This window comes from Variovorax restrictus (genome assembly GCF_051216715.1).
Classification (GTDB): Bacteria; Pseudomonadota; Gammaproteobacteria; order Burkholderiales; family Burkholderiaceae_C; genus Variovorax.
This window is the reverse complement of sequence record NZ_JBPJZH010000001.1, coordinates 1,027,353-1,052,215: the sequence shown is the minus strand read 5'-3', so window position 1 is coordinate 1,052,215 and position 24,863 is coordinate 1,027,353. Positions and strand designations below refer to the sequence as shown.

23 protein-coding genes and 1 pseudogene are annotated in these 24,863 nt (G+C 68.0%); 3 read left to right on the top strand and 21 right to left on the bottom strand.

Going from position 1 to position 24,863, the window contains the following annotated elements; translation table 11 throughout:
• The first annotated feature begins 10 nt into the window (after positions 1-10).
• Positions 11-559 carry a crossover junction endodeoxyribonuclease RuvC gene (gene ruvC, locus ACSFA0_RS04985; protein ID WP_435449115.1) on the top strand — a complete coding sequence of 183 codons (549 nt, stop codon included), beginning with the start codon at positions 11-13 and terminating at the stop codon, positions 557-559.
• Between the two features lie 4 nt (positions 560-563).
• Here the strand turns inward: ruvC and ACSFA0_RS04980 are convergent, their stop codons facing one another.
• From ACSFA0_RS04980 to mraZ, 17 genes are all read right to left on the bottom strand, one after another.
• Positions 564-740 (bottom strand): hypothetical protein, encoded by a 177-nt coding sequence (locus ACSFA0_RS04980; protein ID WP_172839926.1) that lies wholly within the window; start codon positions 738-740, stop codon positions 564-566.
• Between the two features lie 17 nt (positions 741-757).
• Positions 758-1,681: a UDP-3-O-acyl-N-acetylglucosamine deacetylase gene (gene lpxC / locus ACSFA0_RS04975; RefSeq protein ID WP_435449114.1), complete on the bottom strand. Its 924-nt coding sequence runs from the start codon at positions 1,679-1,681 to the stop codon at positions 758-760.
• A gap of 187 nt (positions 1,682-1,868) precedes the next feature.
• A complete protein-coding gene (ftsZ, locus tag ACSFA0_RS04970; RefSeq protein ID WP_435449113.1) occupies positions 1,869-3,077 on the bottom strand; it encodes a cell division protein FtsZ in 1,209 nt (402 codons plus the stop codon).
• A gap of 161 nt (positions 3,078-3,238) precedes the next feature.
• A complete protein-coding gene (gene ftsA / locus ACSFA0_RS04965; RefSeq protein ID WP_435449112.1) occupies positions 3,239-4,468 on the bottom strand; it encodes a cell division protein FtsA in 1,230 nt (409 codons plus the stop codon).
• A gap of 20 nt (positions 4,469-4,488) precedes the next feature.
• The gene (locus ACSFA0_RS04960) at positions 4,489-5,271 is read right to left on the bottom strand and encodes a cell division protein FtsQ/DivIB (RefSeq protein ID WP_435449111.1); all 783 of its coding nucleotides are present in this window, start codon (positions 5,269-5,271) and stop codon (positions 4,489-4,491) included.
• Between the two features lie 2 nt (positions 5,272-5,273).
• A complete protein-coding gene (locus ACSFA0_RS04955; protein WP_435449110.1) occupies positions 5,274-6,242 on the bottom strand; it encodes a D-alanine--D-alanine ligase in 969 nt (322 codons plus the stop codon).
• A complete protein-coding gene (gene murC, locus ACSFA0_RS04950) occupies positions 6,239-7,696 on the bottom strand; it encodes a UDP-N-acetylmuramate--L-alanine ligase (RefSeq protein WP_435449109.1) in 1,458 nt (485 codons plus the stop codon). The genes ACSFA0_RS04955 and murC overlap by 4 nt, the downstream gene beginning before the upstream one ends.
• A gap of 76 nt (positions 7,697-7,772) precedes the next feature.
• Complete coding sequence (gene murG, locus ACSFA0_RS04945) at positions 7,773-8,855, bottom strand: undecaprenyldiphospho-muramoylpentapeptide beta-N-acetylglucosaminyltransferase (RefSeq protein WP_435449108.1); 1,083 nt, start codon at positions 8,853-8,855, stop codon at positions 7,773-7,775.
• Positions 8,852-10,150 carry a putative lipid II flippase FtsW gene (gene ftsW, locus ACSFA0_RS04940; protein ID WP_435449107.1) on the bottom strand — a complete coding sequence of 433 codons (1,299 nt, stop codon included), beginning with the start codon at positions 10,148-10,150 and terminating at the stop codon, positions 8,852-8,854. The genes murG and ftsW overlap by 4 nt, the downstream gene beginning before the upstream one ends.
• Positions 10,147-12,072 carry a UDP-N-acetylmuramoyl-L-alanine--D-glutamate ligase gene (gene murD, locus ACSFA0_RS04935; protein WP_435449106.1) on the bottom strand — a complete coding sequence of 642 codons (1,926 nt, stop codon included), beginning with the start codon at positions 12,070-12,072 and terminating at the stop codon, positions 10,147-10,149. Before murD ends, ftsW begins: the two co-directional genes overlap by 4 nt.
• Positions 12,073-12,076: 4 nt before the next feature.
• The gene (gene mraY, locus ACSFA0_RS04930) at positions 12,077-13,255 is read right to left on the bottom strand and encodes a phospho-N-acetylmuramoyl-pentapeptide-transferase (protein WP_435449105.1); all 1,179 of its coding nucleotides are present in this window, start codon (positions 13,253-13,255) and stop codon (positions 12,077-12,079) included.
• 15 nt (positions 13,256-13,270) lie between these two features.
• Positions 13,271-14,734, bottom strand: a complete 1,464-nt coding sequence (locus tag ACSFA0_RS04925; RefSeq protein ID WP_435449104.1) for a UDP-N-acetylmuramoyl-tripeptide--D-alanyl-D-alanine ligase — start codon at positions 14,732-14,734, stop codon at positions 13,271-13,273.
• Positions 14,731-16,233 carry a UDP-N-acetylmuramoyl-L-alanyl-D-glutamate--2,6-diaminopimelate ligase gene (locus ACSFA0_RS04920; protein ID WP_435449103.1) on the bottom strand — a complete coding sequence of 501 codons (1,503 nt, stop codon included), beginning with the start codon at positions 16,231-16,233 and terminating at the stop codon, positions 14,731-14,733. The genes ACSFA0_RS04925 and ACSFA0_RS04920 overlap by 4 nt, the downstream gene beginning before the upstream one ends.
• Before the next feature lie 117 nt (positions 16,234-16,350).
• Positions 16,351-18,105 carry a peptidoglycan D,D-transpeptidase FtsI family protein gene (locus ACSFA0_RS04915; RefSeq protein ID WP_435449102.1) on the bottom strand — a complete coding sequence of 585 codons (1,755 nt, stop codon included), beginning with the start codon at positions 18,103-18,105 and terminating at the stop codon, positions 16,351-16,353.
• Positions 18,105-18,452, bottom strand: coding sequence for a cell division protein FtsL (gene ftsL, locus ACSFA0_RS04910; protein ID WP_435449101.1), 348 nt, complete (start codon positions 18,450-18,452; stop codon positions 18,105-18,107). Before ftsL ends, ACSFA0_RS04915 begins: the two co-directional genes overlap by 1 nt.
• Positions 18,449-19,372 (bottom strand): 16S rRNA (cytosine(1402)-N(4))-methyltransferase RsmH, encoded by a 924-nt coding sequence (gene rsmH, locus ACSFA0_RS04905; RefSeq protein ID WP_435449100.1) that lies wholly within the window; start codon positions 19,370-19,372, stop codon positions 18,449-18,451. Before rsmH ends, ftsL begins: the two co-directional genes overlap by 4 nt.
• An 11-nt stretch (positions 19,373-19,383) precedes the next feature.
• The gene (gene mraZ / locus ACSFA0_RS04900; RefSeq protein WP_435450893.1) at positions 19,384-19,815 is read right to left on the bottom strand and encodes a division/cell wall cluster transcriptional repressor MraZ; all 432 of its coding nucleotides are present in this window, start codon (positions 19,813-19,815) and stop codon (positions 19,384-19,386) included.
• 243 nt (positions 19,816-20,058) lie between these two features.
• Between mraZ and ACSFA0_RS04895 the strand changes: the two genes are divergently transcribed.
• Positions 20,059-20,112: a hypothetical protein gene (locus ACSFA0_RS04895; protein ID WP_435450892.1), complete on the top strand. Its 54-nt coding sequence runs from the start codon at positions 20,059-20,061 to the stop codon at positions 20,110-20,112.
• A 29-nt stretch (positions 20,113-20,141) separates the two neighbouring features.
• Here the strand turns inward: ACSFA0_RS04895 and hslU are convergent.
• The 4 genes and pseudogenes from hslU to dksA all read right to left on the bottom strand — a co-directional run.
• Positions 20,142-21,395: pseudogene (gene hslU, locus ACSFA0_RS04890) on the bottom strand (ATP-dependent protease ATPase subunit HslU); the annotation flags it as partial.
• Positions 21,396-21,403: 8 nt separating this feature from the next.
• Positions 21,404-21,949, bottom strand: coding sequence for an ATP-dependent protease subunit HslV (gene hslV / locus ACSFA0_RS04885; protein ID WP_435449099.1), 546 nt, complete (start codon positions 21,947-21,949; stop codon positions 21,404-21,406).
• Positions 21,950-22,011: 62 nt separating this feature from the next.
• Positions 22,012-23,607 (bottom strand): STAS domain-containing protein, encoded by a 1,596-nt coding sequence (locus ACSFA0_RS04880; protein WP_435449098.1) that lies wholly within the window; start codon positions 23,605-23,607, stop codon positions 22,012-22,014.
• Positions 23,608-23,666: 59 nt separating this feature from the next.
• Positions 23,667-24,404, bottom strand: coding sequence for an RNA polymerase-binding protein DksA (gene dksA, locus ACSFA0_RS04875; protein WP_435450891.1), 738 nt, complete (start codon positions 24,402-24,404; stop codon positions 23,667-23,669).
• Here dksA and ACSFA0_RS04870 point away from each other — a divergent pair.
• Positions 24,292-24,762 carry a hypothetical protein gene (locus ACSFA0_RS04870; RefSeq protein WP_435450984.1) on the top strand — a complete coding sequence of 157 codons (471 nt, stop codon included), beginning with the start codon at positions 24,292-24,294 and terminating at the stop codon, positions 24,760-24,762. The genes dksA and ACSFA0_RS04870 overlap by 113 nt on opposite strands.
• Positions 24,763-24,863: the final 101 nt, after the last annotated feature.

Below are 24,863 nucleotides of genomic sequence, written 5' to 3'. Positions count from 1 at the left end.
CGCCTTCGACATGCGCATCCTCGGTATCGACCCTGGCCTGCAAACCACCGGTTTCGGCGTGGTCGACCAGGACGGGCATGCCCTGCGCTACGTCGCCAGTGGCACCATCAGCACCAAGCACCTGGACCGCGGCAACCTGCCCGAACGGTTGAAGGTGCTGTTCGACGGCATCGGCGAGATCGTGACCCGCTACCAGCCCGAGACGGCAGCGGTCGAGATCATCTTCGTCAACGTCAATCCGCAATCCACGCTGCTGCTCGGCCAGGCACGCGGCGCCTGCCTCACCGCGCTGGTGTCGCGCGACCTTCCGGTGGCCGAGTACACCGCGCTGCAGATGAAGCGCGCGGTCGCAGGCCACGGCCAGGCCGCGAAGGCGCAAGTGCAGGAAATGGTCAAGCGGTTGCTGAACCTGCCGGGTCTGCCGGGCAGCGATGCGGCCGATGCGCTGGGCATCGCCATCACGCATGCGCACGTGGGCAGCTCGATGGCGAAGCTGGCCGACGCAGCCGCACTGGGTCGAAGCACCAGCGGGATGTACCGACAGGGGCGGACGCGCTGACGCCTCAGGCGACGCGCTCGGCGATCAGCACCGCGAAGAAGCCGAACGCCGCCAGCAGCGTCCACTTGAGCACGATCCAGCCGAAGCGCCGGTACTTCACTTGGCCCGTGCCCGCATAGAACGCGAAGGACACGCCGGCCACGAGCAGCAGCAGGAGGATGGCCCAGCGAAACAGCAGCATCGGTCGGTACGCCGGCGCTACCAGGCGCGCGCCACTTCGGCGAAGCCGGTGGGGGCCAGCTTCTCGTCGTCGAAGGTGACGATCTCGTAGGCGTCTTCGTGCCGCAGCAGTTCGCGCAGCAGCTGGTTGTTCATGGCATGGCCCGAGCGGAACGCGCTGTACGCGGCCAGCAACGGGCGGCCGACCACGTACAGGTCGCCCATCGCATCCAGGATCTTGTGCTTCACGAACTCGTCGTCGTAGCGCAGGCCGCCAACGTTCAACACCTTGGTGTCGTCCATGACGATCGCGTTGTCGAGCCCACCGCCCAGCGCCAGGCCCTTGCCGCGCATGTACTCGACATCCTTGGTGAAGCCGAAGGTGCGTGCGCGCGCGATGTCGCGGCTGTACGACCCTCGCCCCAGGTCGAACTCCACGCGTTGCCCGGTCGAATCGACCACGCGGTGGTCGAAGTCGATCTCGAAGCTGAGCTTGAAGCCGTGGTAAGGATCGAGCCGCGCCCACTTGGCATTGGCTCCCTCGCCTTCGCGCACTTCCACCGGCTTGAGCAGCTTGATGAAGCGACGCGGGGCCTTCTGCAGCACGATCCCCGCGCTCTGCAACAGGAAGACAAATGACGACGCCGACCCGTCAAGGATCGGCACTTCATCGGCCGTGATGTCGATGACCAGATTGTCGATGCCCAGGCCGGCGCACGCCGACATCAGGTGTTCAACGGTCTGCACCTTGGCGCCGCCCTTCGAGACGGTCGACGCAAGGCTCGTCTCGGTGACGGCCTCTGCCGTCATCGGAATGTCCACCGGCACGGGCAGGTCGACGCGGCGGAACACGATGCCCGTGTCCGGCGCGGCAGGCCACAGCGTGAGTTCCACCCGTTGCCCGCTGTGCAGCCCCACGCCGACAGCACGGGTGATGGACTTGAGCGTTCGTTGTTGCAGCACGGCCGTGATTTTAGGAGCCGTACGCTCCCCCCGCGCCACGCTCCAAACTATCCGGGCCATAGCGAAGGGATTGATGGTGCAGAAAGCGTAGCGAGCGGCCCGAGCGTGCGGCGAGGAGCGGAACCGTACTTGCGTACGGTGAGCACCGCAGCCGCGCACTCGGGTCGCGCAGTAGCTTTATGCGCCATCAATCAGCTTGGCGGCGCAGAAACGCCGGGATCTCGAAGTCGTCCATGCCACCCGAAGACAGCGCGTCGACCTTGGCCGCGGCCATCGTGCGGTTGGTGCGCCACACGCTCGGCACCGCCATGCCTTCGTAGTTGGGCTGGCCGTGCGCGCCGGTCTGGCCCATGCCACCCAGGGTCGGGACGGTGAACGGGATGTTGTCGGTGCCGGTGCGGATCACTTCCAGCGTCGGCGCCTGGCGGCGTGCGTCGGCGCGCGACAGGCCGGTGGCCACCACGGTCACGCGCATCTCGTCGCCCAGGTTCTCGTCGTAGGCAGCGCCGTAGATGACGTGTGCGTCCGGCGACGCGTAGGCACGAATGGTGTTCATCGCCAGCTTCGATTCGCTCAGCTTCAGGGAGCCCTTCGACGCCGTCACCAGCACCAGCACGCCCTTGGCGCCCGACAGGTCGATGCCTTCGAGCAGCGGGCAGGCCACGGCCTGCTCGGCAGCGATGCGCGCGCGGTCCGGGCCGCTGGCCGCGGCCGTGCCCATCATGGCCTTGCCGGGCTCACCCATCACGGTGCGCACGTCTTCGAAGTCGACGTTCACGCCGCCGTACTCGTTGATGATTTCCGAGATGCCGCCGACCGCGTTCTTCAGCACGTCGTTGGCGTGTGCGAAGGCCTCGGCCTGCGTCACGTCTTCGCCCAGCACTTCGAGCAGCTTCTCGTTCAGGATCACGATCAGCGAGTCGACATTCGCTTCGAGCTCGGCCAGGCCGCTGTCGGCGTTGTTCATGCGCTTGCCGCCTTCCCAGTCGAAGGGCTTGGTGACCACGCCGACGGTGAGGATGCCCATCTCCTTGGCGATGCGCGCGATCACGGGTGCCGCGCCGGTGCCGGTGCCGCCGCCCATGCCGGCGGTGATGAAGAGCATGTGCGCACCATCGATGGCCGCGCGGATCTCGTCGACCGCCAGCTCGGCTGCCTCACGGCCCTTGTCGGGCTTGCCGCCGGCGCCCAGGCCGTTGTTGCCCAGCTGGATCAGCTTGGGCGCATTGCTGCGCGACAGCGCTTGCGCATCGGTGTTGGCGCAGGAGAACTGAACGCCTTGCACGCCACGCTCGATCATGTGCGCGACCGCGTTGCCGCCGCCGCCGCCCACGCCGATCACCTTGATTTGCGTGCCTTGGTTGAACTCTTCCATTTCGATCATTTCGATGGCCATTTGGTGACTCCTAGATTGCTTGCAGTTGCCGTGTGTTTCTGAACTATTTTTCTGTGCGCGGACCGGTTGTTCGTGGTGATGGCGGACCGGTCCGCCGCCATCGCTCGTTGAAGTGCCGGGGCGGACTGCCGCGGGCCAGCCAGAGGGGGTAGTGCTTCATGTCAGAAGTTCCCCACGATGAAGTCCTTGAAGCGTCCGAAGGCCGTCTTCACCGAACCGTTCTTCTGCGCGACCTTGTAGCCGCGCATGCGCGCAAAACGTGCTTCTTCGAGCAACCCCATGACGGTAGCCGCACGGGGCTGGGCCACCATGTCGGACAACGCGCTCGAATACTTCGGGATGCCGCGGCGCACCGGCTTGAGGAAGATGTCCTCGCCGAGCTCGACCATGCCCGGCATCACCGCGCTGCCGCCGGTCAGCACGATGCCCGACGACAGTACTTCCTCGTAACCCGACTCGCGCACCACCTGCTGTACCAGCGAGAAGATCTCTTCGACGCGCGGCTCGATCACGCCGGCCAGCGCCTGCTTGCTCAGCATGCGCGGGCCACGGTCGCCCAGGCCCGGCACCTCGACCTGCGTGTCGGGGTCGGCCAGCAGCTGCTTGGCATAGCCGTTCTCGACCTTGATGTCCTCGGCGTCCTTCGTCGGCGTGCGCAGCGCCATGGCGATGTCGCTGGTGATCAGGTCGCCGGCGATCGGGATCACGGCCGTGTGGCGGATCGCGCCGTTGGTGAAGATCGCCACGTCGGTCGTGCCCGCGCCGATGTCGACCAGGCACACGCCCAGTTCGCGCTCGTCCTCAGTCAGCACCGCCTGGCTCGAGGCCAGCGGGTTGAGCATCAGCTGATCGACTTCCAGCCCGCAGCGGCGCACGCACTTGATGATGTTCTCGGCGGCGCTCTGCGCGCCGGTCACGATGTGCACCTTGGCCTCCAGGCGCATGCCGCTCATGCCGATCGGCTCCTTCACGTCCTGGCCGTCGATCACGAATTCCTGCGGCTCCACCAGCAGCAACCGCTGGTCGCTCGAGATGTTGATGGCGCGCGCCGTCTCCACCACACGGGCCACATCGGCGGCCGTCACTTCCTTGTCCTTCACCGCCACCATGCCGCTGGAGTTGATGCCGCGGATGTGGCTGCCGGTGATGCCGGTGTAGACGCGGCCGATCTTGCAGTCGGCCATCAGCTCGGCCTCTTTCAGCGCCTGCTGAATGCTCTGCACCGTGGCGTCGATGTTGACCACCACGCCGCGCTTGAGGCCGTTGCTCGGCGCCACGCCCAGCCCGGCGAGCTTGAGCTCGCCGTTGGGCAGCACCTCGGCCACGACCACCATCACCTTGGCGGTGCCGATGTCGAGTCCGACGACCAGGTCTTTGTATTCTTTGGGCATGGAATGTCCTCGGTATTCGCTTATTTCTTCTTGGGGTCGTTGACGACCGTGGTGACGCCGCGCATTCGCAGCGCATAGCCTTCGTTGTGCCGCAGGTCGGCGCCTTCGACCGAGGCGACGGTGCGGCCGTACTGCGCCGCCACCGGTGCCACGGTGCGCAGGAAGCCCTCGGTGCGTGCCACCACTTCTTCGCTGCGCCCGCGGCCCAGTTCGATGAGCGCACCGCTGTCGAGCAGCACATGCCAGCTGCCACGGCTCGACAGGCCGAGCTCGACCACGGTCAATTCATAGGGCTGGAACAAAGGCGCCAGCAGGCGGTACATGCCCAGCACCTGCCCGGCCTGTTCGATCGGCCCGTCGAGCCGCGGGAGCTGGTCGTCGACCTCGGCCACATTGGCCTCGAACACTTCGCCGAAGCCATTGACCAGCTTGGAGCCCGCCTCGTCGCCCCAGTGCGCGACCGGCCGATGCTCGGTCAGCGTCGCGCGCAACTTGTTGGGGAACTCGCGCCGCACCACCGCCTTGCGCACCCAGGGCACCGACTCGAAGGCCGTGCGCGCACGCGCCAGGTCGACGGTGAAGAAGTTGCCCGCGAGCTGCGGCGCCACGTTGGCACGCAGCGTGACCGCGTTGTTGTGCGTCACTTCGCCGTCGACCTTGATACCGGCGATCGGGAAGAAGGGTTGGCGCAGCACCCACCAGGCCCCCGCCGCCAGCAGCACGACACCGAACACGACGAAGACCAGCGCCGCCGTGAGATTCATGAGCTTGACGTCGAAGGGGACGGGTGCCGCGGTGGCCATGATCAGACCTTGCCTTCGGAGTCCAGTGCTGCCGAGGCCAGCACACGCACGCACAGGTCTTCGTAGGCGATGCCCATCGCACGCGCCGACATCGGCACCAGCGAATGGGTCGTCATGCCGGGCGAGGTGTTCATCTCCAGCAGGAAGGGCTTGCGGTCGCTGGCGCGGATCATCACGTCGGCGCGGCCCCAGCCGCGGCAACCGAGCGTGCGGTAGGCCGCCAGCGCGAGGCGCTGGATCTCCTTCTCCTCCGCCTCGGGCAGGCCGCTCGGGCAGTGGTACTTCACGTCGTCGGTGAAGTACTTGTTCTGGTAGTCGTAGGCGCCCTCGGGCGCGGCGATGCGCACCACCGGCAGGGCCTGCGCGTCGAGCCCGTGGCCCAGCACGGCGCAGGTGACTTCCTCGCCCTCGATGAATTCCTCGCACAGCACGTCGGCGTCGTACCTGGCCGACAGCGCGACGGCGTCCTGCATCTGCGAATACCCGGCCACCTTGGTCACGCCGATGGACGAGCCTTCGCGCGGCGGCTTGACGATCAGCGGCAGACCGAGCACGTCGGGCACGGCGCGGATCTGCTCGCGGCTCTGCTGGTCGGCGGCCAGACGCACGTACTTGGGCGTCGACAAGCCGTCGGCCAGCCAGATGCGCTTGGTCATGACCTTGTCCATCGCCACGCTGGAGGCCATCACGCCGGAGCCGGTGTACGGGATGCCGAGGAGTTCGAGCGCGCCCTGCACCGTGCCGTCCTCGCCGTGGCGGCCGTGCAGCGCGATGAAACAGCGCGCGAAGCCCTCGCGCTTGAGCTCGGCCAGGTCGCGCTCGGCCGGGTCGAAGGCGTGCGCGTCGACGCCGCGCGAGCGCAGCGCCTCCAGCACACCGGTGCCCGACAGGATGGAGATGTCGCGTTCGGCCGAGGTGCCGCCGAAGAGCACCGCGACCTTGCCCAGTTGCTGAATGTTCGGAGTGCTCACAGTGCCCTTCCTTCGCGGGTGAACTGGCCCGGCTTCGCGGATGCGGCCGTGCCGCCCAGCTCCACCACGCGGCCGGGCACGGTGCCGATCGAGCCGGCGCCCATGCAGATGACGACGTCGCCGTCGCGCGCGTTGTCGAGAATCGCCTGTGCCATCGCACCGATCTCGTCGACGAACACCGGCTCGACCTTGCCGGCCACGCGCAGCGCACGCGCGAGCGAGCGGCCGTCGGCCGCCACGATGGGCGCCTCGCCGGCCGCATAGACCTCGCCCAGCAGCACGGCATCGGCCGTGCCCAGCACCTTGACGAAGTCCTCGAAGCAGTCGCGCGTGCGGGTGTAGCGGTGCGGCTGGAAGGCCAGCGTCAGGCGGCGGCCCGGGAAGGCGCCGCGCGCCGCGGCGATGGTGGCGGCCATTTCGACCGGGTGGTGGCCGTAGTCTTCGATCAGCGTGAACGCCGCCGTGGCGGACGCGTCCTTCACCGGCACGTCGCCATAGCTCTGGAAGCGCCGGCCTACGCCCTTGAAGTCGGCGAGGCCGCGCTGCACCGCCTCGTCGGCGACGCCGAGCTCGACTGCCACCGCGATCACCGACAGCGCATTCAGCACGTTGTGCTCACCGGCCAGGTTCAGCACGATGTCCAGGTCGGGCAGCGTGATGCCGTTGCGGCGCTGCGCGGTGAAATGCATCTGCGCACCGACGGCGCGCACGTTGACGGCACGCACCTGGGCGCCCTCGTTGAAGCCGTAGCTGGTCACCGGGCAGGTCACCTCGGGCACGATGCTGCGCACGGCTTCGTCGTCGGTGCACAGGATCGCGACGCCATAGAAAGGCATGCGGTGCAGGAAATCGACGAAGGCCTTCTTCAGGTTGCCGAAGTCGTGCCCGTAGGTCTCCATGTGGTCGGCATCGATGTTCGTGACCACCGCCATCACCGGCAGCAGATTCAGGAAGGACGCGTCGGACTCGTCGGCCTCCACCACGATGTAGTCGCCGCTGCCGAGCTGCGCATTGGCGCCGGCGCTGTTCAAGCGCCCGCCGATCACGAAGGTCGGGTCGAGTCCGGCCGCGGCCAGCACGCTGGCCACCAGGCTGGTCGTCGTCGTCTTGCCATGGGTGCCGGCGATGGCGATGCCCTGCTTCAGGCGCATCAACTCGGCCAGCATGAGGGCGCGCGGCACCACGGGGATCTTCTTCTCGCGCGCGGCGATCACCTCGGGGTTGTCGGCCTGCACCGCGGTCGACGTGACCACGGCATCGGCGCCCGCGATGTTCGCGGCCGCATGGCCCACGTGCGTGGCGATGCCCAGGCCGGCCAAGCGGCGCAGCGTGACGCTGTCCGACAGGTCGGAGCCCGAGATGCGGTAGCCGAGGTTGAGCAGCACCTCGGCGATGCCGCTCATGCCGGCGCCGCCGACGCCGACGAAATGGATGTGACGGATCGCATGCTTCATGCGCGGCCTCCGCACGGCGGCATGTCGTCGGCGGCCTTCCGACCTTCGACGAAATGAATGTGGCGAATGGCGTGCTTCATACAGGGCCTCCGCGTTTCTTCGCCGCGAGTTCTTCACAGGCCAGCACCACGGCGCTGACCGCGTCGGTCTTCTGCATCGTCTTGGCCTTCACGGCCTTGTCCACCAGCGTGGTTCGTTCGAGTTTCTGGAGCAAGTCGGCCAACAATTCAGGCGTGAGTTCAGTCTGCTGCACCAGCCAGCCGCCACCCGCGTCCACGAGGAAGCGTGCGTTGGTGGTCTGGTGGTCGTCGACCGCGGATGGGAAGGGCACGAACAGCGCTGCGGCGCCGACGGCTGCGATTTCGGTGACGGTGCTGGCACCGGCGCGCGCGACGATCAGGTCGGCGGTCGCGTAGGCGGTGGCGGTGTCGTCGATGAAGGGCGTGAGCTCGGCTTCGACGCCGGCGGCCACGTAGTTGGCGCGCAGGTCGTCGATCTGCTTGGCGCCGCTCTGGTGCATCACGATAGGCCGCTGCGCCGGCGCGATGCGCGCCAGGGCCTTGGGCACGATGCTGTTGAGCGCCTTCGCGCCCAGGCTGCCACCGACCACCAGCAGCTTCAGCGGCCCGCTGCGGCCGGTGAAGCGCGTGACCGGATCGGGCTGCGACACGAAGGCTTCGCGCAGCGGATTGCCCACCCACTGCGCGTTCTTCAGCACATTCGGAAAGGCCGTGAACACGCGGTTGGCGACGCTCGCCAGCACCCTGTTGGCCAGCCCGGCCACCGAGTTCTGCTCGTGCAGCACGAGCGGCTTGCCCAGCAGCACGCTCATCAGACCACCGGGAAAGGTGATGTAGCCGCCCAGGCCGATGACCACGTCGGGCCGCACGCGGCGCAGCACGCCGATGCTCTGGACGAAGGCGCGCAACAGGCGTGCCGGCAGCATCAGCAGCGTGAGCGGCCCCTTGCCGCGCAGGCCGCCGAACTGCACCGGCTCGAAGGCGAAGCCGCGCGGCGGCACCAGCTGCTGCTCCATGCCGCCGGGCGCGCCCAGCCAGTGCACCGTCCAGCCGCGGTCGCGCAGCGCTTCGGCCACAGCCAGGCCAGGGAAGATGTGCCCGCCCGTGCCGCCCGCCATGACGAGTGCCGTCCTCTTCATACGCGGCCTCCCCGCATCAGCACGCGATTCTCGTAGTCGACCCGCAGCACGATCGACAGTGCGACCAACTGCATCAGCATGGCCGAGCCGCCGAAGCTCATCAACGGCAGGCCCAGGCCCTTGGTCGGCAGTGCGCCGAGGTTCACGCCCATGTTGATGAAGGACTGGAACCCGATCCAGATGCCGATGCCCTGCGCCACCAGACCGGAGAACACGCGGTCGAGTGCGATGGCCTGGCGGCCGATGTGCATGATGCGGCGCGTGAGCCACAGGAACAGGCCGATGACCAGCAGCAACCCGACGAGGCCGAACTCCTCGCCGAGCACGGCCAGCAAGAAGTCGGTGTGCGCTTCGGGCAGCCAGTGCAGCTTCTCGACGCTGCCGCCCAGGCCCACGCCGAAGATCTCGCCGCGGCCGATGGCGATGAGGGCGTGCGACAGCTGGTAACCCTTGCCGAGCGCGTGCGCTTCGCTGAAGGGGTCGAGGTAGGCGAAGATCCGCTCGCGCCGCCATTCGCTGGTCATCACGATCAGCGCGAAGGCCGCCACCACCAGCGCGGCGATCACGAAGAACATCCGTGCGTTCACGCCGCCGAGGAACAGGATGCCCATGGCGATGATGGCGATCACCATGAAGGCGCCCATGTCGGGCTCGGCCAGCAGCAGCATGCCGACCACCACCACCGCGATGCCCATCGGCAGCACGGCGCGGAAGAAGCGTTCCTTGATCTCCATCTTGCGCACCATGTAGCTGGCGGCGTAGAGCACCATCGCGAGCTTGGCGAGCTCGGAAGGCTGGAAGTTCATGATGCCCAGCGGCAGCCAGCGGCGCGCGCCGTTGACCACGCGGCCCACGTGCGGGATGAGCACCAGCACCAGGAGCAGCAGCGAGACGACGAAGATCCACGGCGCCACGCGCTCCCAGGTCTGCATCGGGATCTGGAAGGCCAGCAGCGCGGCGACGAAGGCAATGCCGATGAACAGCACGTGGCGCAGCAGGAAGAACATCGGCCCGTAGCCGGCGCGCGCGAAGCGCGGGTTGTCCGGCAACGCGATGGAGGCGGAATAGACCATCACCAGGCCCCAGGCCAGCAATGCCAGCGCGACCCACAGCAGCGATTGGTCGAAGCCGAGCACGCGCATCGGCGCGGCCTTGGTCTGGGTCACGCTGCCACCCCCGAGGCGCACCGGCAGGTGCATCGGCAGCGCATCCATGCCGCTCTTGGCGGCACGGCGGAACCAGCCGCCGAAGCGGCCCGGTGCGGTGTTCGGGGTGGCAGCGGCCGTATCGCTCATGGTGCGTCCTCCTCGTCCATCGACGACGGCGCGTCGGCCAGCGCCTGCACCGCGTCGCAGAAGACCTGCGCGCGGTGGGCGTAGTCCTTGAACATGTCGAAGCTGGCACAGGCCGGCGACAGCAGCACGGCATCGCCCGGGTGCGCACGCTTCGCGGCGAGCTGCACGGCTTCTTCCATCGACGCGGCATGCACGAGCGTGACGCCGGTCGAGGCCAGCGCGGCCTCGATCAGCGGCGCGTCGCGCCCGATCAGCACCACGGCGCGGGCCACCTGGCGCACCGGCGCGGCCAGCGGCTCGAAGTCCTGCCCCTTGCCCTCGCCACCGAGGATGGCGACGATGCGGCGCTCTGCCCCCAGGCCGTTGAGTGCGGCGACCGTCGCACCGACGTTGGTGCCCTTGCTGTCGTCGAAGAATTCCACCTGGTCGACGATGGCCACCGATTCGACGCGGTGCGGCTCGCCGTGGTACTCACGCAGGCCGTAGAGCATGGGACCGAGCGGGCAACCGGCCGCGCTGGCCAGCGCCAGGGCCGCCAGTGCGTTGAGCGCGTTGTGCTGGCCGCGGATGCGCAGCGCGTCAGCTGGCATCAGCCGCTGCAGGAAGATTTCCTGTTCCTCGGCGGCGGCACCGCGCTTGCGCTTGATCGTCTCGTCGGCCTCCAAGGCACGCACCAGCCAGGCCATGCCATTGACGCGCTCGATGCCGAAGTCGGTCGGGCGCAACGGCAGGCCGGCGCCGAAGGTAATGTGCGTGCGGATCTGCGGGCGTTGCAGCTTCACGCGGACCGGCGCCGGCAGCATCTGCATCACGCCGGCGTCGTCGCGGTTCAGGATCATCAGACCTCGCTGGCCGAAGATGCGCGCCTTGGCCGCCGCATAGGCCGCCATGTCGCCGTGCCAGTCGAGATGGTCCTGCGTCAGGTTTAGCACCGCAGCGGCGGTCGGCTCGAAGTCCTGCACGCCGTCGAGCTGGAAGCTGGACAGTTCGAGCACCCACACCTCGGGCAGCGTGTCGGCGTCGAGGTGCGCCGACAGCGTGTCGAGCAGCGTCGGGCCGATGTTGCCGGCCACCGCCACCGACTTGCCCGCGCGTTCGACCAGCAGGCCGGTCAGCGCGGTGACGGTGGTCTTGCCGTTGGTGCCGGTGATAGCGAGCACGGCTGGCGTGTAGCCCTTGGGCGCCGACGCTTCGGGCGCGACGATGGGCAGCGGGGCCTCGTCTTCGGGTGTGGGTGCGGGCGGCGCTACCGAGAGTTCGGCGATCCGCGCAACGAATTCGGCCGCCTCGCGGGCGGCGGTGTGGACGGAGGGCTTGGCGGCGACCGGGGCCGGGGCATCGCCTTCTGCGGCCGATTCGCCCAGCGGTGGTGACTCGGGTTCCGATGCCTCGGAGGCATCGGCTTCGGGCGGCGACGGTGCCTCGGCGACTTCCGCCGGTGGCTGCTCGGCCATCGCGATCTCGACCTGCGTCGGCGCTTCGGGTTCAGGCACGAGCTCGGGCGCGATGTCCTCGACGACCGGCGCCGCTTCGGCATCTTCGATCGGATCGACCAACGCTTCGGCCGGCACGTCCACCGTGCGCAAATCGCGCAGCGCCTGCGCGAACAGGTCCAGTTCGCCACCCACCGTCAGACCGATGGCCCGTGCCGCATCGACCACCGGCGCGATCGTCGCGGGCGTCAGGCCTGGCGAGCGGTACACCGCACGGATGGGCGTGCCTTCGATCAGCGCGGCCGTCAGCGGCCCGCCAACGAAGCGCACACCGGGGCACTCGGCCTGCAGCATTGGCAACGCGGGCGGCGTGTCGCGCGTGTCGGCCACGGTGACCTGGGCACCGTGCCGCGCGCACCACCGTGCCATCGCCAGGCCGGACGCACCGAGGCCGAGGACGAGGACGGGAAGGTCGTGCAGGTGCTTCATCGGCTCAACGCAACTTGAGGGTCGACAAACCCACGAGACACAGCAGCATCGTGATGATCCAGAAGCGCACGACGACCTGCGTCTCACGCCAGCCGCTCTTCTCGAAGTGGTGGTGCAGCGGCGCCATCTTGAGGATGCGCCGGCCTTCGCCGAAGCGCTTCTTGGTGTACTTGAAGTACATGACCTGCGCCATCACCGAGATCGCCTCGACCACGAAGATGCCGCCCATCACGAAGAACACGATCTCCTGGCGCACGATGACGGCGATGGTGCCGAGCGCGCCGCCCAGCGCCAGCGCGCCGACGTCGCCCATGAAGACCTGCGCCGGGTGCGTGTTGAACCACAGGAAGGCCAGGCCCGCGCCGGCCATGGCCGAGCAGAACACCAGCAGTTCGCCCGAGCCGGGGATGTGCGGGAACAGCAGGTACTTCGAATAGACCGAACTGCCAGTGACGTAGGCGAACACACCCAGCGCCGAGCCGACCATCACCACCGGCATGATCGCCAGGCCGTCGAGGCCGTCGGTGAGGTTCACCGCGTTGCTCGACCCGACGATCACCAGGTAGGTCAGGATGACGAAGCCGATGCCGCCGAGCGGGTAGCTGATTTCCTTGAAGAAAGGCACCAGCAGGTTGATCTTGGGCGGGAAGTCGAGCGCGAAGCCCGATTGCACCCAGGCGTAGAACAGTTCCAGCACGCGCCAGTTGGAGCTCTCGGAAATGCTGAACAGCAGGTAAAAGCCGGCCAGCAGGCCGACGACCGATTGCCAGAAGTACTTCTCGCGCGAGCGCATGCCTTCGGGGTCCTTGCGCACCACCTTGCGCCAGTCGTCAACCCAGCCGATGGCGCCGAAGCCCAGCGTCACCCACAGCACGATCCACACGAAGCGGTTGCTCAGGTCGAACCACAGCACGGTCGCGAAGGCGATCGAGAACAACACCAGCACGCCGCCCATGGTGGGCGTGCCGCTTTTAGTCAGGTGCGTCTCCATGCCGTAGCCACGCACCGGCTGGCCGATCTTGAGCGCGGTCAGGCGGCGGATCGCATACGGGCCGACCGCCAGGCCGATCAGCAGCGCCGTGGTCGCGGCCATCAGCGCGCGGAAGGTGAGGTACTGAAAGACGCGCAGGAACCCGAACTCGGGCGAGAGCGTCTGCAGCCATTGGGCCAGGCTCAGCAGCATGCGTTTGTGCGCGGTTCATGCAGCATGACCGGCCTCCTTGTCGTTGTGGTTGTCGGTCGCAGCGGCGGGCCGGGCAACCGAGGCGATGGCCTGCACCACGCGCTCCATCCGCATGAAGCGCGACCCCTTGATCAGCACGCTGGCGAGCGTGGGCAGCTGGTCGAGCACGGCCAGGTTGAGCGCATCGACATCGGTGAAATGGCGGCCCTGACGGCGCACGCGCTGGTCGGCGAAGGCGGCCACGCTGTGCACCGATTCGTCGCCGAGCGCGAACAGCATTTCGACCCCACGGTCGCGCGCCCACTCGCCCACTTCGGCGTGGAAGCCTTCGGCCTGGTTGCCGACTTCGCCCATGTCACCCAGCACCAGCAGGCGCGGGCCCGGCAAGGCGGCGAGCACGTCGATGGCGGCGCGCACCGAATCCGGGTTCGCGTTGTAGGTGTCGTCGACCAGCGTGAGCGTGCGGCCCGCCGGCAGCGCGATCAGGCTCGCCTTCGAGCGGCCCTTGACCGGCTCGAAAGCCGCCAAGCCCTCGGCGATCTTCTCGATCGACACGCCGCTGGACAGCGCACAGGCGGTCGCCGCCAGCGCGTTGATCACGTTGTGATGGCCGGCGATGGACAACGTGGTCTGGAGCGGGCCGAGCGGCGTGCGCACTTCGATCGACCATGCGCCGCCTTGCCACTCGGCACGCGCCAGCGCGATGTCGGCATCGGGGTGGTCGCCGAAGCTCAGGCAGCGGCGGGTCGCGCCTTCGTGCGCGATCTCGTCCCACAGCGGCGTGAAGGCGTCGGCGAAAGGGAACACGGCCGTGCCGGTTGCCGGCAAGGCGGCGAAGACGCTGCCGTTCTCGCGCGCCACGGCCTCGACGGTCGCCATGAACTCCTGGTGCTCGCGCTGGGCGTTGTTGACCAGCGCGATGGTCGGCCGCGCGATGGCCGCCAGCCGGGCGATCTCGCCCGGATGGTTCATGCCGAGCTCGACCACGGCCAGTTGGTGGTGCGCGCGCAGACGCAACAGCGTGAGCGGCAGCCCGATCTCGTTGTTGAAGTTGCCGACGGTCGCCAGCGACCGGTCGCCCCAGGCGGCATGCAGGATGGTCGCGATCATCTGCGTGACCGTGGTCTTGCCGTTGCTGCCGGTGACGGCCACCAGCGGCAGGTCGAACTGCGAGCGCCAGCCCGCGGCCAGCGCACCGAGCGCCGCCAGCGTGTCCGGCACTTCGAGGCCCGGCAGGCCGGCGGCTTCGAGGCCGCCGTGCGCGATGGCCGCGACCGCGCCCTGCGCGCGCGCATCGGCCAGGAAGTCGTTGGCATCGAAGCGCTCGCCACGCAGCGCCACGAACAGGTCGCCCGGCTGCAGGCTGCGCGTGTCGGTGTGCACCCGCACCAGCGGTGTGTCGGCATCGCCGACCAGACGCGCGCCCGGCACCCAGGCCAGCGCCTGGCCGAGGGTCATCATGGGGACGGACACGCTCATGCGGGGCTCCTGCGTTGCAACGCGTCGAGCGCGTGGATGCGGTCTGAAAATTCGGTGCGCACACCCTCGGCTTCCTGCCAGGCCTCGTGGCCCTTGCCAGCGATCAGCACCACGTCGGCGGGTGCCGCCTGGGCCAGGGTTTCGGCGATGGCGCGGGCGCGGTCGGGCTCGACCTGCGCGGCATCGGGATCGGACAGCCCGAGCAGGATCTGGCCGATGATCGCGGCCGGCTTCTCACTGCGCGGGTTGTCGCTGGTGATCACGACGCGGTCGGCCTGCGCCTCGGCGACGGCGGCCATCAGCGGGCGCTTGGTCGCGTCGCGGTCGCCACCGCAGCCGAACACGCACCACAGCGCGCCGCCGCGCTGCGCGGCCAGCGGGCGCAGGCCGGCCAGCGCCTTGTCGAGCGCGTCGGGCGTGTGGGCATAGTCGACCACCGCCAGCGGCCGGCCCGGCAACGCGACGCGCTCCATGCGGCCCGGCACGCTCTGCAGGTCGCGGCAGGCCTCGACCGCTTCGGTCAGCGACAGGCCGAGGGCGCGCTGCGCGCCGATCACGCCGAGCAGGTTGGCCACGTTGTACTGACCGATGAGCCGGGTCGACAGCGTCTGCGTGTCGGCGCCGTGTTCGACCACGTCGAAGCGCAGGCCCTCGGCGTCGTAGCGGATGTCCTGCGCCATCAGGCGCGCGGTGCCACCATCGGCCGACACGGTCCACACGTCGAGCGCGCCGGTGCCGCGGTCGATCAGGTTCGCGACCAGCGTCGCGCCGTGCAGGTCGTCGATGTTGACCACCGCCGCGGCGAGGCCGGGCCAGCGGAACAGCTCGGCCTTCGCTTCCCAGTAGGCGTCCATGCTGCCGTGGTAGTCGAGGTGGTCCTGCGTGAAATTGGTGAACACCGCGACGCGGATCTCGCAGCCGTCGAGCCGGCGCTCGGCGATGCCGATGGACGAGGCTTCGATGGCGCAGGCACTGAAGCCATGCCGGACGAAGCTGCGTAGTTCGCGCTGCAGCATCACGGGGTCGGGCGTGGTGAGGCCGGTGTAGCGCAACTCGGGCGGCGTGCCGATGCCGAGCGTGCCGATCAGCGCACAAGGGCCGTGGTCGGTGCGCTTGGACAGCGCCTCTGCCAGCCACCAGGCGGTCGATGTCTTGCCGTTGGTGCCGGTCACGGCGATCAGCGGGATCTGGCTCGACGGCTGGCCGTAGAACGACGCGGCGATCGGCCCGGTGGCGGCCTTGAGGCCAATGAAAGTCGCGATCGGTTGATCGTCGTCGAAGCCGAAGGCCTCGACGCCCTCGCGCTCGACCAGGCACACCGACGCGCCCTGCGCCAATGCGGAAACCACATGCGCGCGCCCATCGGTCGCGGCGCCGGGCCAGGCGATGAAGCCGTCGCCGTCGCCGACCTGCCGGCTGTCGGCGTGCAGGTCGCCGCCCACGCAGGAGCGCAACCACCAGGCGGCTTCGTTCGGGGAGGAGAAGTGTTGGTCGACCATGTCAGATAGAGCGGCGGCCAATTTCCAGGGATACCGCGGAACCGGCTTTGCCGGGCCGCTGGTATCGCCCCCTTGAGGGGGAGGCGCCGAAGGCGCTTCGGGGGTGGTTGTTCATTCTTAGAAGCTCTCGTCCACGCCTTGTGTGATGACCAGCGGCTTGACCGCCATGTCGGGCGCCACGTTCATCATGCGCAGCGTCTGCTGCACGACTTCGCTGAACACCGGTGCGGCGGCCAGGCCGCCGAAGTACTGGCCGTCGCTCGGCTCGTCGATCATCACGCCGACGATGATGCGCGGCTTCTCGATCGGCGCCATGCCGGTGAACCAGGCGCGGTACTTGTTGCTCGCGTAGCCCTTGCCGACCTGCTTGTGCGCCGTGCCGGACTTGCCGCCCACCGAGTAGCCCACGGTCTGCGCAAGCTGGCCGGTGCCGCCAGGGCCGGCGGCCATCTGCAGCATCTTGCGGACCGCATGCGCGTTCGCGGCGGAAAACACGCGCACACCGACCGCCGCTTCGGGACTCTTGAGCATCGTCACCGGGATGATGCTGCCGTCATGCGCGAAGGCGGTGTACGAATGTGCCATCTGAAACAGCGACGCCGACAGGCCATAGCCGTAGGCCATGGTGGCCTGCTCGACCGGCTTCCAGCTCTTCCACGGGCGCAGCCGACCGGTGACGGCGCCGGGGAACTGCACCTGCGGCTTCTGGCCGTAGCCGAGCGCGGTGTAGGTGTCCCACATCTCGTGCGGCGTCATCTTCTGGGCGATCTTGAGCGCGCCGACGTTGCTCGACTTCTGGATCACGCCCTCGACCGTCAACGTGCCGTAGTTGTGTGTGTCGCTGATGGTGAAGCCGCCGATCTGGAAGCGGCCGGGGCCGGTCTCGATGAGGGTCGACGGCTTCACGCGGCCGGCCTCGAGCGCCATCGCCACGGTGATCGGCTTCATCGTCGAGCCGGGCTCGAAGGTGTCGGTGAGCGCGCGGTTGCGCAGCTGCTCACCGGTGAGGTTCTGGCGCTTGTCGGGCACGTAGCTCGGGTAGTTCGCGAGCGCGAGGATCTCGCCGGTCGTGCTGTCGAGCACCACCACGCTGCCCGCCTTGGCCTTGCGCGCGATCACCGCGTCGCGCAGCTTCTGGTAGGCGAAGAACTGCACCTTGCTGTCGACCGACAGCTGGATGTCCTTGCCGTCGACCGGCGGCACCGTCTCGCCGACGCCTTCGACCACACGGCCCAGGCGGTCCTTGATGACGCGACGCGAGCCCGCCTTGCCGGCCAGGTCCTTGTCGAAGGCGAGCTCGATGCCTTCCTGGCCATGGTCTTCGACGTTGGTGAAGCCGACCACGTGTGCGGCGGCCTCGCCTTCGGGGTACTGGCGTTTGTATTCCTTGCGCTGGTAGATGCCCTTGACGTTGAGATCGGCGATCTGCTTGGCAATGGGCGCGTCGACCTGGCGCTGGATCCAGACGAAGGTCTTGTCCTCGTCCTCCAGCTTCTTGTCGAAGTCCTTCTGCGCCATGCCCAACAGCTTGGCCACCTGCCGCAGCTTGGCCTTCGTGTCCGGGTCGTTGCGCTCGATGTCTTCCGGGATCGCCCAGATGCTGGGCGCCACCACGCTCGACGCCAGCAGCAGGCCGTTGCGGTCGAGGATGCGGCCGCGGTTGGCCGGCAGCTCCAGCGTGCGTGCGAAGCGCACCTCGCCCTGGCGCTGGAAGAACTCGTTGCCGATCACCTGCACATAGGTCGCGCGGGCGGCCAGCACCACGAAGCCCATCGCGATCGCGGCGACGATGAACTTGCTGCGCCAGACCGGCGTCTTGCTCGCGAGCAAGGGGCTGGTCGTGTACTGCACGCTGCGGCTGCGGCGGACCATCAACCATTCCTCCGCGCTGTGCTCGGTGCGCCGGGCTTGGCCGGGGCGGAAGCCGCCGGCGCCGGGATCGGCGGAATCACCGTGCCGTCGGGTCGCACGTACTGCGTGATGGCCGGCGTGGTCGTGCGCATCTTCAGCTGCTCCTTGGCCAGCTTCTCGACGCGCAGCGGCGTGGCCTGGGCGCGCTTCTCGACCTGCAGGCGGTCGCCGTCGACCTCGAGCCGGCGCGCCTCGGTGTTGGCGCGGTCGAGCTCGGTGTAGAGCAGGCGCGAGCGGTACTGCGTGTGCACGAGGAACATCGCCGTGGCCATCACGGCGATCAGCAGCAGGACGTTCAGGCGCGTCATGCGTCGGTCCTCTCGGCCACGCGCAGGATCGCGCTGCGTGCACGCGGGTTGCCGGCCACCTCGGCCTCGGACGGGCGGATGCGGCCCAGGGCGCGCAGCTTCATCACCTTCGGTGCGGCGAAGGGCGCGCGGCGGTCGTAGACCTCTTTCGAGTGCTGCGCGATGAACTGCTTGACGATCCGGTCTTCGAGCGAATGGAAGGCGATCACCGCCAGCCGGCCGCCCGGCTGCAACACCTTGAGGCTGGCGTCTAGCGCCTGTTGCAGCTCTTCAAGCTCGGCGTTGATGAAAATCCGAAAAGCCTGAAATGTGCGCGTTGCAGGGTTCTGGCCCTGCTCGCGGGTTTTGACCGTGCCAGCCACGAGCTCGGCCAGCTCGGTGGTGGTTGAAATTGGGCCCCGTTCTTGTCGGCGAGCATCAATCGCCTTTGCAATCTGAACAGCAAACCGTTCTTCGCCATAGTCACGGATCACCTCTGCAATCTGCTGAATTTCGGCCGTTGCCAGCCACTCGGCCACGCTCTCGCCGCGCGTGGTGTCCATGCGCATGTCGAGCGGGCCGTCGAAACGAAAAGAAAAACCCCGTGCGGGGTTGTCGATCTGCGGGGAGCTGATGCCGAGGTCCATCAGGAGCCCCGTCACGCTGCCCGGCGGCAACTCCCCCAGGTCCTTGAAGCCCTGGTGCCGGATGGAAAAACGCGCATCGGTGATGCGCGCTGCTTCGGCCACCGCTTCCGCGTCCTTGTCGAACGCGATGAGCCGGGCCTCCGGCGCCAGCCTTTCCAGCAGCAACCGGCTGTGGCCACCGCGCCCGAAGGTCGCATCCACGTAGGTGCCGGCGAGCGGCTGCGGCCGGTCGGCGAGCAGCGCATCGACCGCCTCCTCGCGCAGGACGGTGGTGTGGGCGAAGGACGTGTCCAAGGCGGCGCTCGTCAAAAGGCGAGGTCCTGGAGCGCTTCGGATTGCAGGCCGGCCTGGATCGCTTCGGCCTCCTTGGCGTCGTGCGTGGCCTTATCCCAGAGCTCGAAATGGCTGCCCATGCCGAGCAGCAGCGTATCGCGCGCGATGTTCGCGGCGGCGCGCAGTTCGGGCGAAACCAGGATGCGGCCGGTGCCGTCCATGTCGACATCCATCGCGTTGCCGAGGAACAGGCGCTTGAGCCACTGGTCCTTCAGCGGCATCGCGGCGATGCGTTCGCGGAACTGCTCCCACGCGGGGCGCGGGAAGATCATTAGGCAGCCGTGGGGATGACGCGTGATCGTGAGTTGACCGCTGGCCGTCGAGGCCAGCACGTCACGATGCCGGGTCGGCACTGAAAGCCGACCCTTCGCATCCAGACTCAGCGATGAAGCGCCTTGAAACACGGCCACGGAACCCCTGTGGTGGGAGCGGTCGCGCGCCTCGACGAGGCAACATCCGACACCTTTTCCCACTTAAATGCACTTTTTTGCACTGTAGCAGGAAACCAAGGTACGACAAGGCATGCCTTTGTCTATTTTTTGTAATGGAATCAACGACTTAGCGCGCTTTTCAAACCTTCTGAAAGCACGAATCCCGTTGCAAATGAAGCACTTAGCTCACGCAATGAATGTTCTGCGTGAAGCCAAGTGCCCAGACGCTTGGCGCGTCAGAGGATGAAACGCGAAAGGTCCTCGTCGTGACTTAGTGCCTCGAGGCGCTGATCCACGTACGCCGCGTCGATGCGGATTGCCTGCCCGTCCAGTCGCGCGGCGTCGAAACTGACTTCGTCGAGCAGGCGCTCCATCACCGTCGACAGGCGACGCGCGCCGATGTTCTCGGTGCGCTCGTTCACCTCGTAGGCGATGCCCGCCAACCGCGTGATGCCCTCCGGCGTGAAATCGAGCGTGACGCCCTCGGTCGCCAGCAATGCCTGGTACTGCTTGACCAGCGAGGCGCGCGTCTGCATGAGGATCGCCTCGAAGTCGGCGATCGACAGCGACTGCAGCTCGACGCGGATCGGGAAGCGCCCCTGCAGTTCGGGAATCAGGTCGCTCGGCTTGCTCAGGTGGAACGCCCCGCTCGCGATGAAGAGGATGTGGTCGGTGCGCACTACGCCGTACTTGGTGGTCACGGCCGTGCCCTCGACCAGCGGCAGCAGGTCGCGCTGCACGCCCTGGCGCGAAATGTCCGAGCCCTGAGCGTCGCTGCGCGTGGCCACCTTGTCGATCTCGTCGATGAAGACGATGCCGTTCTCCTCGGCATTGCGGATGGCCAGCGCGCGGATGTCGTCTTCGTTGACGAGCTTGCCCGCCTCTTCGTCGATCGCCAGACGCATCGCCTCGGCGATCTTGAGCTTGCGCGTCTTGCGCTTGCCGGCACCCATCTGGCCGAACATGCCGCGCAGCTGCTCGGTCATCTCTTCCATGCCGGCCGGGCCCATGATCTCCATCGGCGCACGGGCCTCGGCGAGGTCGATCTCGATCTCCTTGTCGTCGAGCGCGCCCTCACGCAGCTTCTTGCGAAAAGCCTGGCGGGTGGTGTTCTGCGTGTCCGAGGCACTGCCGTCGGCCAGCCGCGCCGGCGGCAGCAAGGCGTCGAGGATGCGCTCCTCGGCCGCATCCTCGGCGCGCATGCGGAACTTGGCGCTTTCCTTCTCGCGCGTCTGCTTGACGGCGATCTCGGCCAGGTCGCGGATGATCGCGTCGACGTCCTTGCCGACGTAGCCGACCTCGGTGAACTTGGTCGCCTCGACCTTGATGAAGGGCGCGTCGGCCAGGCGGGCCAGGCGACGGGCGATCTCGGTCTTGCCGACGCCGGTGGGGCCGATCATGAGGATGTTCTTGGGCGTGATCTCGTGGCGCAGCGGCTCCTCGACCTGCTGGCGGCGCCAGCGGTTGCGCAGGGCGATGGCCACGGCCCGCTTGGCGGCCGGCTGGCCCACGATGTGGTTGTCGAGCTCCGAGACGATTTCCTGGGGGGTCATGGACATGGTCAGAGCGCTTCCACGGTGTGGTTCATGTTCGTGTAGATGCAGATCTCGCCGGCGATGCCGAGCGATTTCCGCACGATCTGTTCGGCGCTGAGTTCGGTGTTGTCGAGCAGCGCCTTGGCGGCCGACTGCGCGTAGGCCCCGCCCGAGCCGATGGCGATCACGCCGTCCTCCGGCTCCAGCACGTCGCCGTTGCCGGTGATGATGAGCGAGGTGGTGGCGTCGGCCACAGCCAGCATGGCCTCGAGCTTGCGCAGCACGCGGTCGGTGCGCCAGTCCTTGGTGAGCTCGACGGCCGCGCGGGTCAGATGCCCCTGGTGCTTCTCGAGTTTGGCCTCGAAGCGCTCGAAGAGCGTGAAGGCGTCGGCCGTGGCGCCGGCGAAACCCGCGAGGACCTTGCCGTGGTAGAGCCGGCGCACCTTGCGCGCCGTGCCCTTGATGACGATGTTGCCGAGAGTGACCTGCCCGTCCCCGCCGATGGCGACCTGGTCGCCCTGGGGGGTCTTGCGGCGCACGCTGACGATGGTGGTGCCGTGAAACTGTTCCATCGGGGCCATCTGGGGATGGCACGGACCAATGCAAGGGACCGTCGGGTCCGCAGTGGTAACGGCTAGTTCTCGCGCACCCGCACCAGCGCGTGGTCGGCGATGCCCACCACCTTGAAGAAGGCCGCGATCAGCCGGTGCGCATCGACGAACTGCACGCGCTGGCCGTTGGCGTCGCGTTCGGTCACCCAATGCAGCAAGGTGCCCGCCGCGGCCAGGTCCAGGCGCACGAGCGCGCTGCACTGGATGACCGCCGGCGCCGTCGGGTCGACCAGCTCGGCATCGGCGATCTCGGCGTCGAGGCGGCGCCAGGTCGACTCCGACTCGCCGCTGAGGTCGCCCGACAGCATCGCGCCCACAGCGTCCCCGGCAGCCGACGCGTCCGGCTCATCGCTCACGAGGCGCATCGAGAGCGATCCCGGGCGCGTGGAAGAAGACGCCTCCACGGCGGCGTAGCGCCCCTGCGGCTCTTCCCATGGCGGCGGCGAGACTTCGTACGTGATGCAGTAGTTGAGCGCGACCAGCTCGAACAGGTCGACTTCGTTCATGAGCCGCAGCGCAGCCATGCGCAACTGCCACCAGGCCTCGTCGATGGTGCGCTCGTTGGGCGGTGTGGCCTTCTCGAGCACGGCCAGCAGGCGCCCGGCACCCACGAAATGCACGTCGACCGGCGATGCCGACCAGTGGGCAAAGAGCGATTTCAGCGGGCCGGCCGCGGCCAGGTCGATGCCGCTGAGCAGACGCCAGTCGAGCGTCCACACCGAACCCGCGCCGCCCAGCGCCCGCGTGAGTTCGACCAGGCTCTCACGGCTGAGCTGCGCCGGACTGCGCCAGTCGGCCGACTGCTGCGCCGTGGCCGCGACGCTGGTCTGCACCCCGCGCGCCAGGGCGCGCAGGGACACCCACTCGGGCCCGTTGCGCTTCATGCGCTGCGCATACCGGGTGCTCGCCGCCACGAACTTCTCGGCGTCGCCGATGGCGCGGTACAGGTCCAGCAATGCCAGCCAGATGTCGTTGTGGTCGTTCTGGGTGGCGTCGGACAAGAGGCTCTGCAGCAGGATCGACTCGGCGCCGGCATCGTCGCCATGCGCAAAACGGATCGCGGCTTCGTCGAGCGCGCTGTCGTACACCAGCAGCGGCGCGGCGGCGCTGTTCGCCGACGCGGCGCCGGCCGGGGCCTCGGCGATGGCCGGCACCGTGCTGTCGGCGGCCTGCGGCGCCGTGTCGGCATAGGCCCGTGCCCGCTGAGCCGCCAGGATCTCAGGATTGATCGAAGGCTCGTCGTCGGCGGTAGTGCCGGGCGTGCCCTTCCACCATTGCCTGGACATCTGCGCTTCGATCTCGTCGATCTTCTTGAGCGTGAGCGCACGGCCTTCGGTCTTGCCCGAGGTGCTGCTCACATTCAGAGACGAGGGGTGCTCCGGGTCGCGCGCGCCGGCGGCTTCGCGCTGGCGCAGCTTGCGCAGCATGTCGAACTCGCGTCGGCGCACGAAATCGTTGCGCTGGCGCCGCTCGATCATCTCCTTGAGCATCTCGCGGCTGTAGCCGTTCTCGGTCGCGGACGAGTCCTGCGCGTCCAGCTCGGCCCAGTCCTTCAGCGGGTTGCGAACGAACTTCGCCACTTTCGAGAGCAGGCGGCCGGACGGTTCTTCCTTGGACATGCTGGGGAGAGGAACTCAGGGCGTCGAGGGAGGCGGTCGTGTCGCGGAAGGCCGGCGGCCTAGTCTCCGAACATCTTCTGCTTGAGTTCGCGGCGCTGCTGCGCTTCGAGCGACAGCGTGGCGGTCGGGCGCGCCAGCAGGCGGCCGACACCGATCGGCTCGCCGGTCTCGTCGCAGTAGCCATAGTCGCCGGCGTCGATGCGCTGGATCGACTGCTCGATCTTCTTGAGCAGCTTGCGTTCGCGGTCGCGCGTGCGCAGTTCCAGCGCATGCTCTTCCTCGATGGTCGCGCGGTCGGCCGGGTCGGGCACCACCACGGTGTCTTCACGCAGATGCTCGGTGGTTTCGCCGGCGTTCTCGAGGATGCCGCGCTTGAGCTCGATCAGCTTCAGGCGGAAGAAGGCCATCTGCTTCTCGTTCATGTACTCGCCGTCGGGCATGGCGATCACTTCCTGGTCGGTCAGTTCCTCGGCGGACTTGGTCTTCCAGTTGTTCGCGAGCTTCGGGTCTTTCTTGACCGCCAACGGGGGCGGCGGCACCAGCGCCGTCGAGGCGATCTGCGTGAAGCTGGACTTGGCCGCTGTCGAGGCGACCGACTGCGCCATCGAGGGCACGGTCAACTGCGACAGGCGAGACACGCGGCCTCCGCGGGTCGCCGGTGCAGGCGCAGCGGGGATCGAGGTGATGGGCGTGGACGCCGGAGGGGAAGTGGAGGCGGCAGCCGTTTTTTTCATGGGAAGCGAAGGGGCAGGTGGTTCGGCACTGCGGCCGGTGGGTTTGGACGACGTGGCAGCCACGGAGGCTGCCTTCGATGAGCTTTTCGCCGCGGCCTTGGGGGCCGGGGCGGGTGGAGCGGCTTTCTTCACAGCGGCAGCGGGCTTCTTGGCCGACGGCACGCTGACTTTCTTGGCGGCAGCCGCCGGCGTGGAAGCCTTTTTCGACGACGCGGCCGACTTGGCCGCCGCCGTCTTCGAGACGACCGGCTTCAAGACGGGCTTGGCCTTCGCGGCAGGTTTCTTCACGGTGGCTGGCTCCTTCGACGAACTCGAACGCGCTTTCACTGGCTCTCCCCCTGAAGGCCGTTCGGTTCTTCGACCGCGCGACCCAGACTGTCAGGCGCCCACCGATGGCGGGCCCCCGGGGTTATACCCTTGAAAGCACGCCAGGAACGCACGCCCTCCTAGGCCGGAAGTCACGGCCGAGCCATCTAACGACCCGGAGGCTGCGCAACAGGCGCGCGATTGTATATAGATATG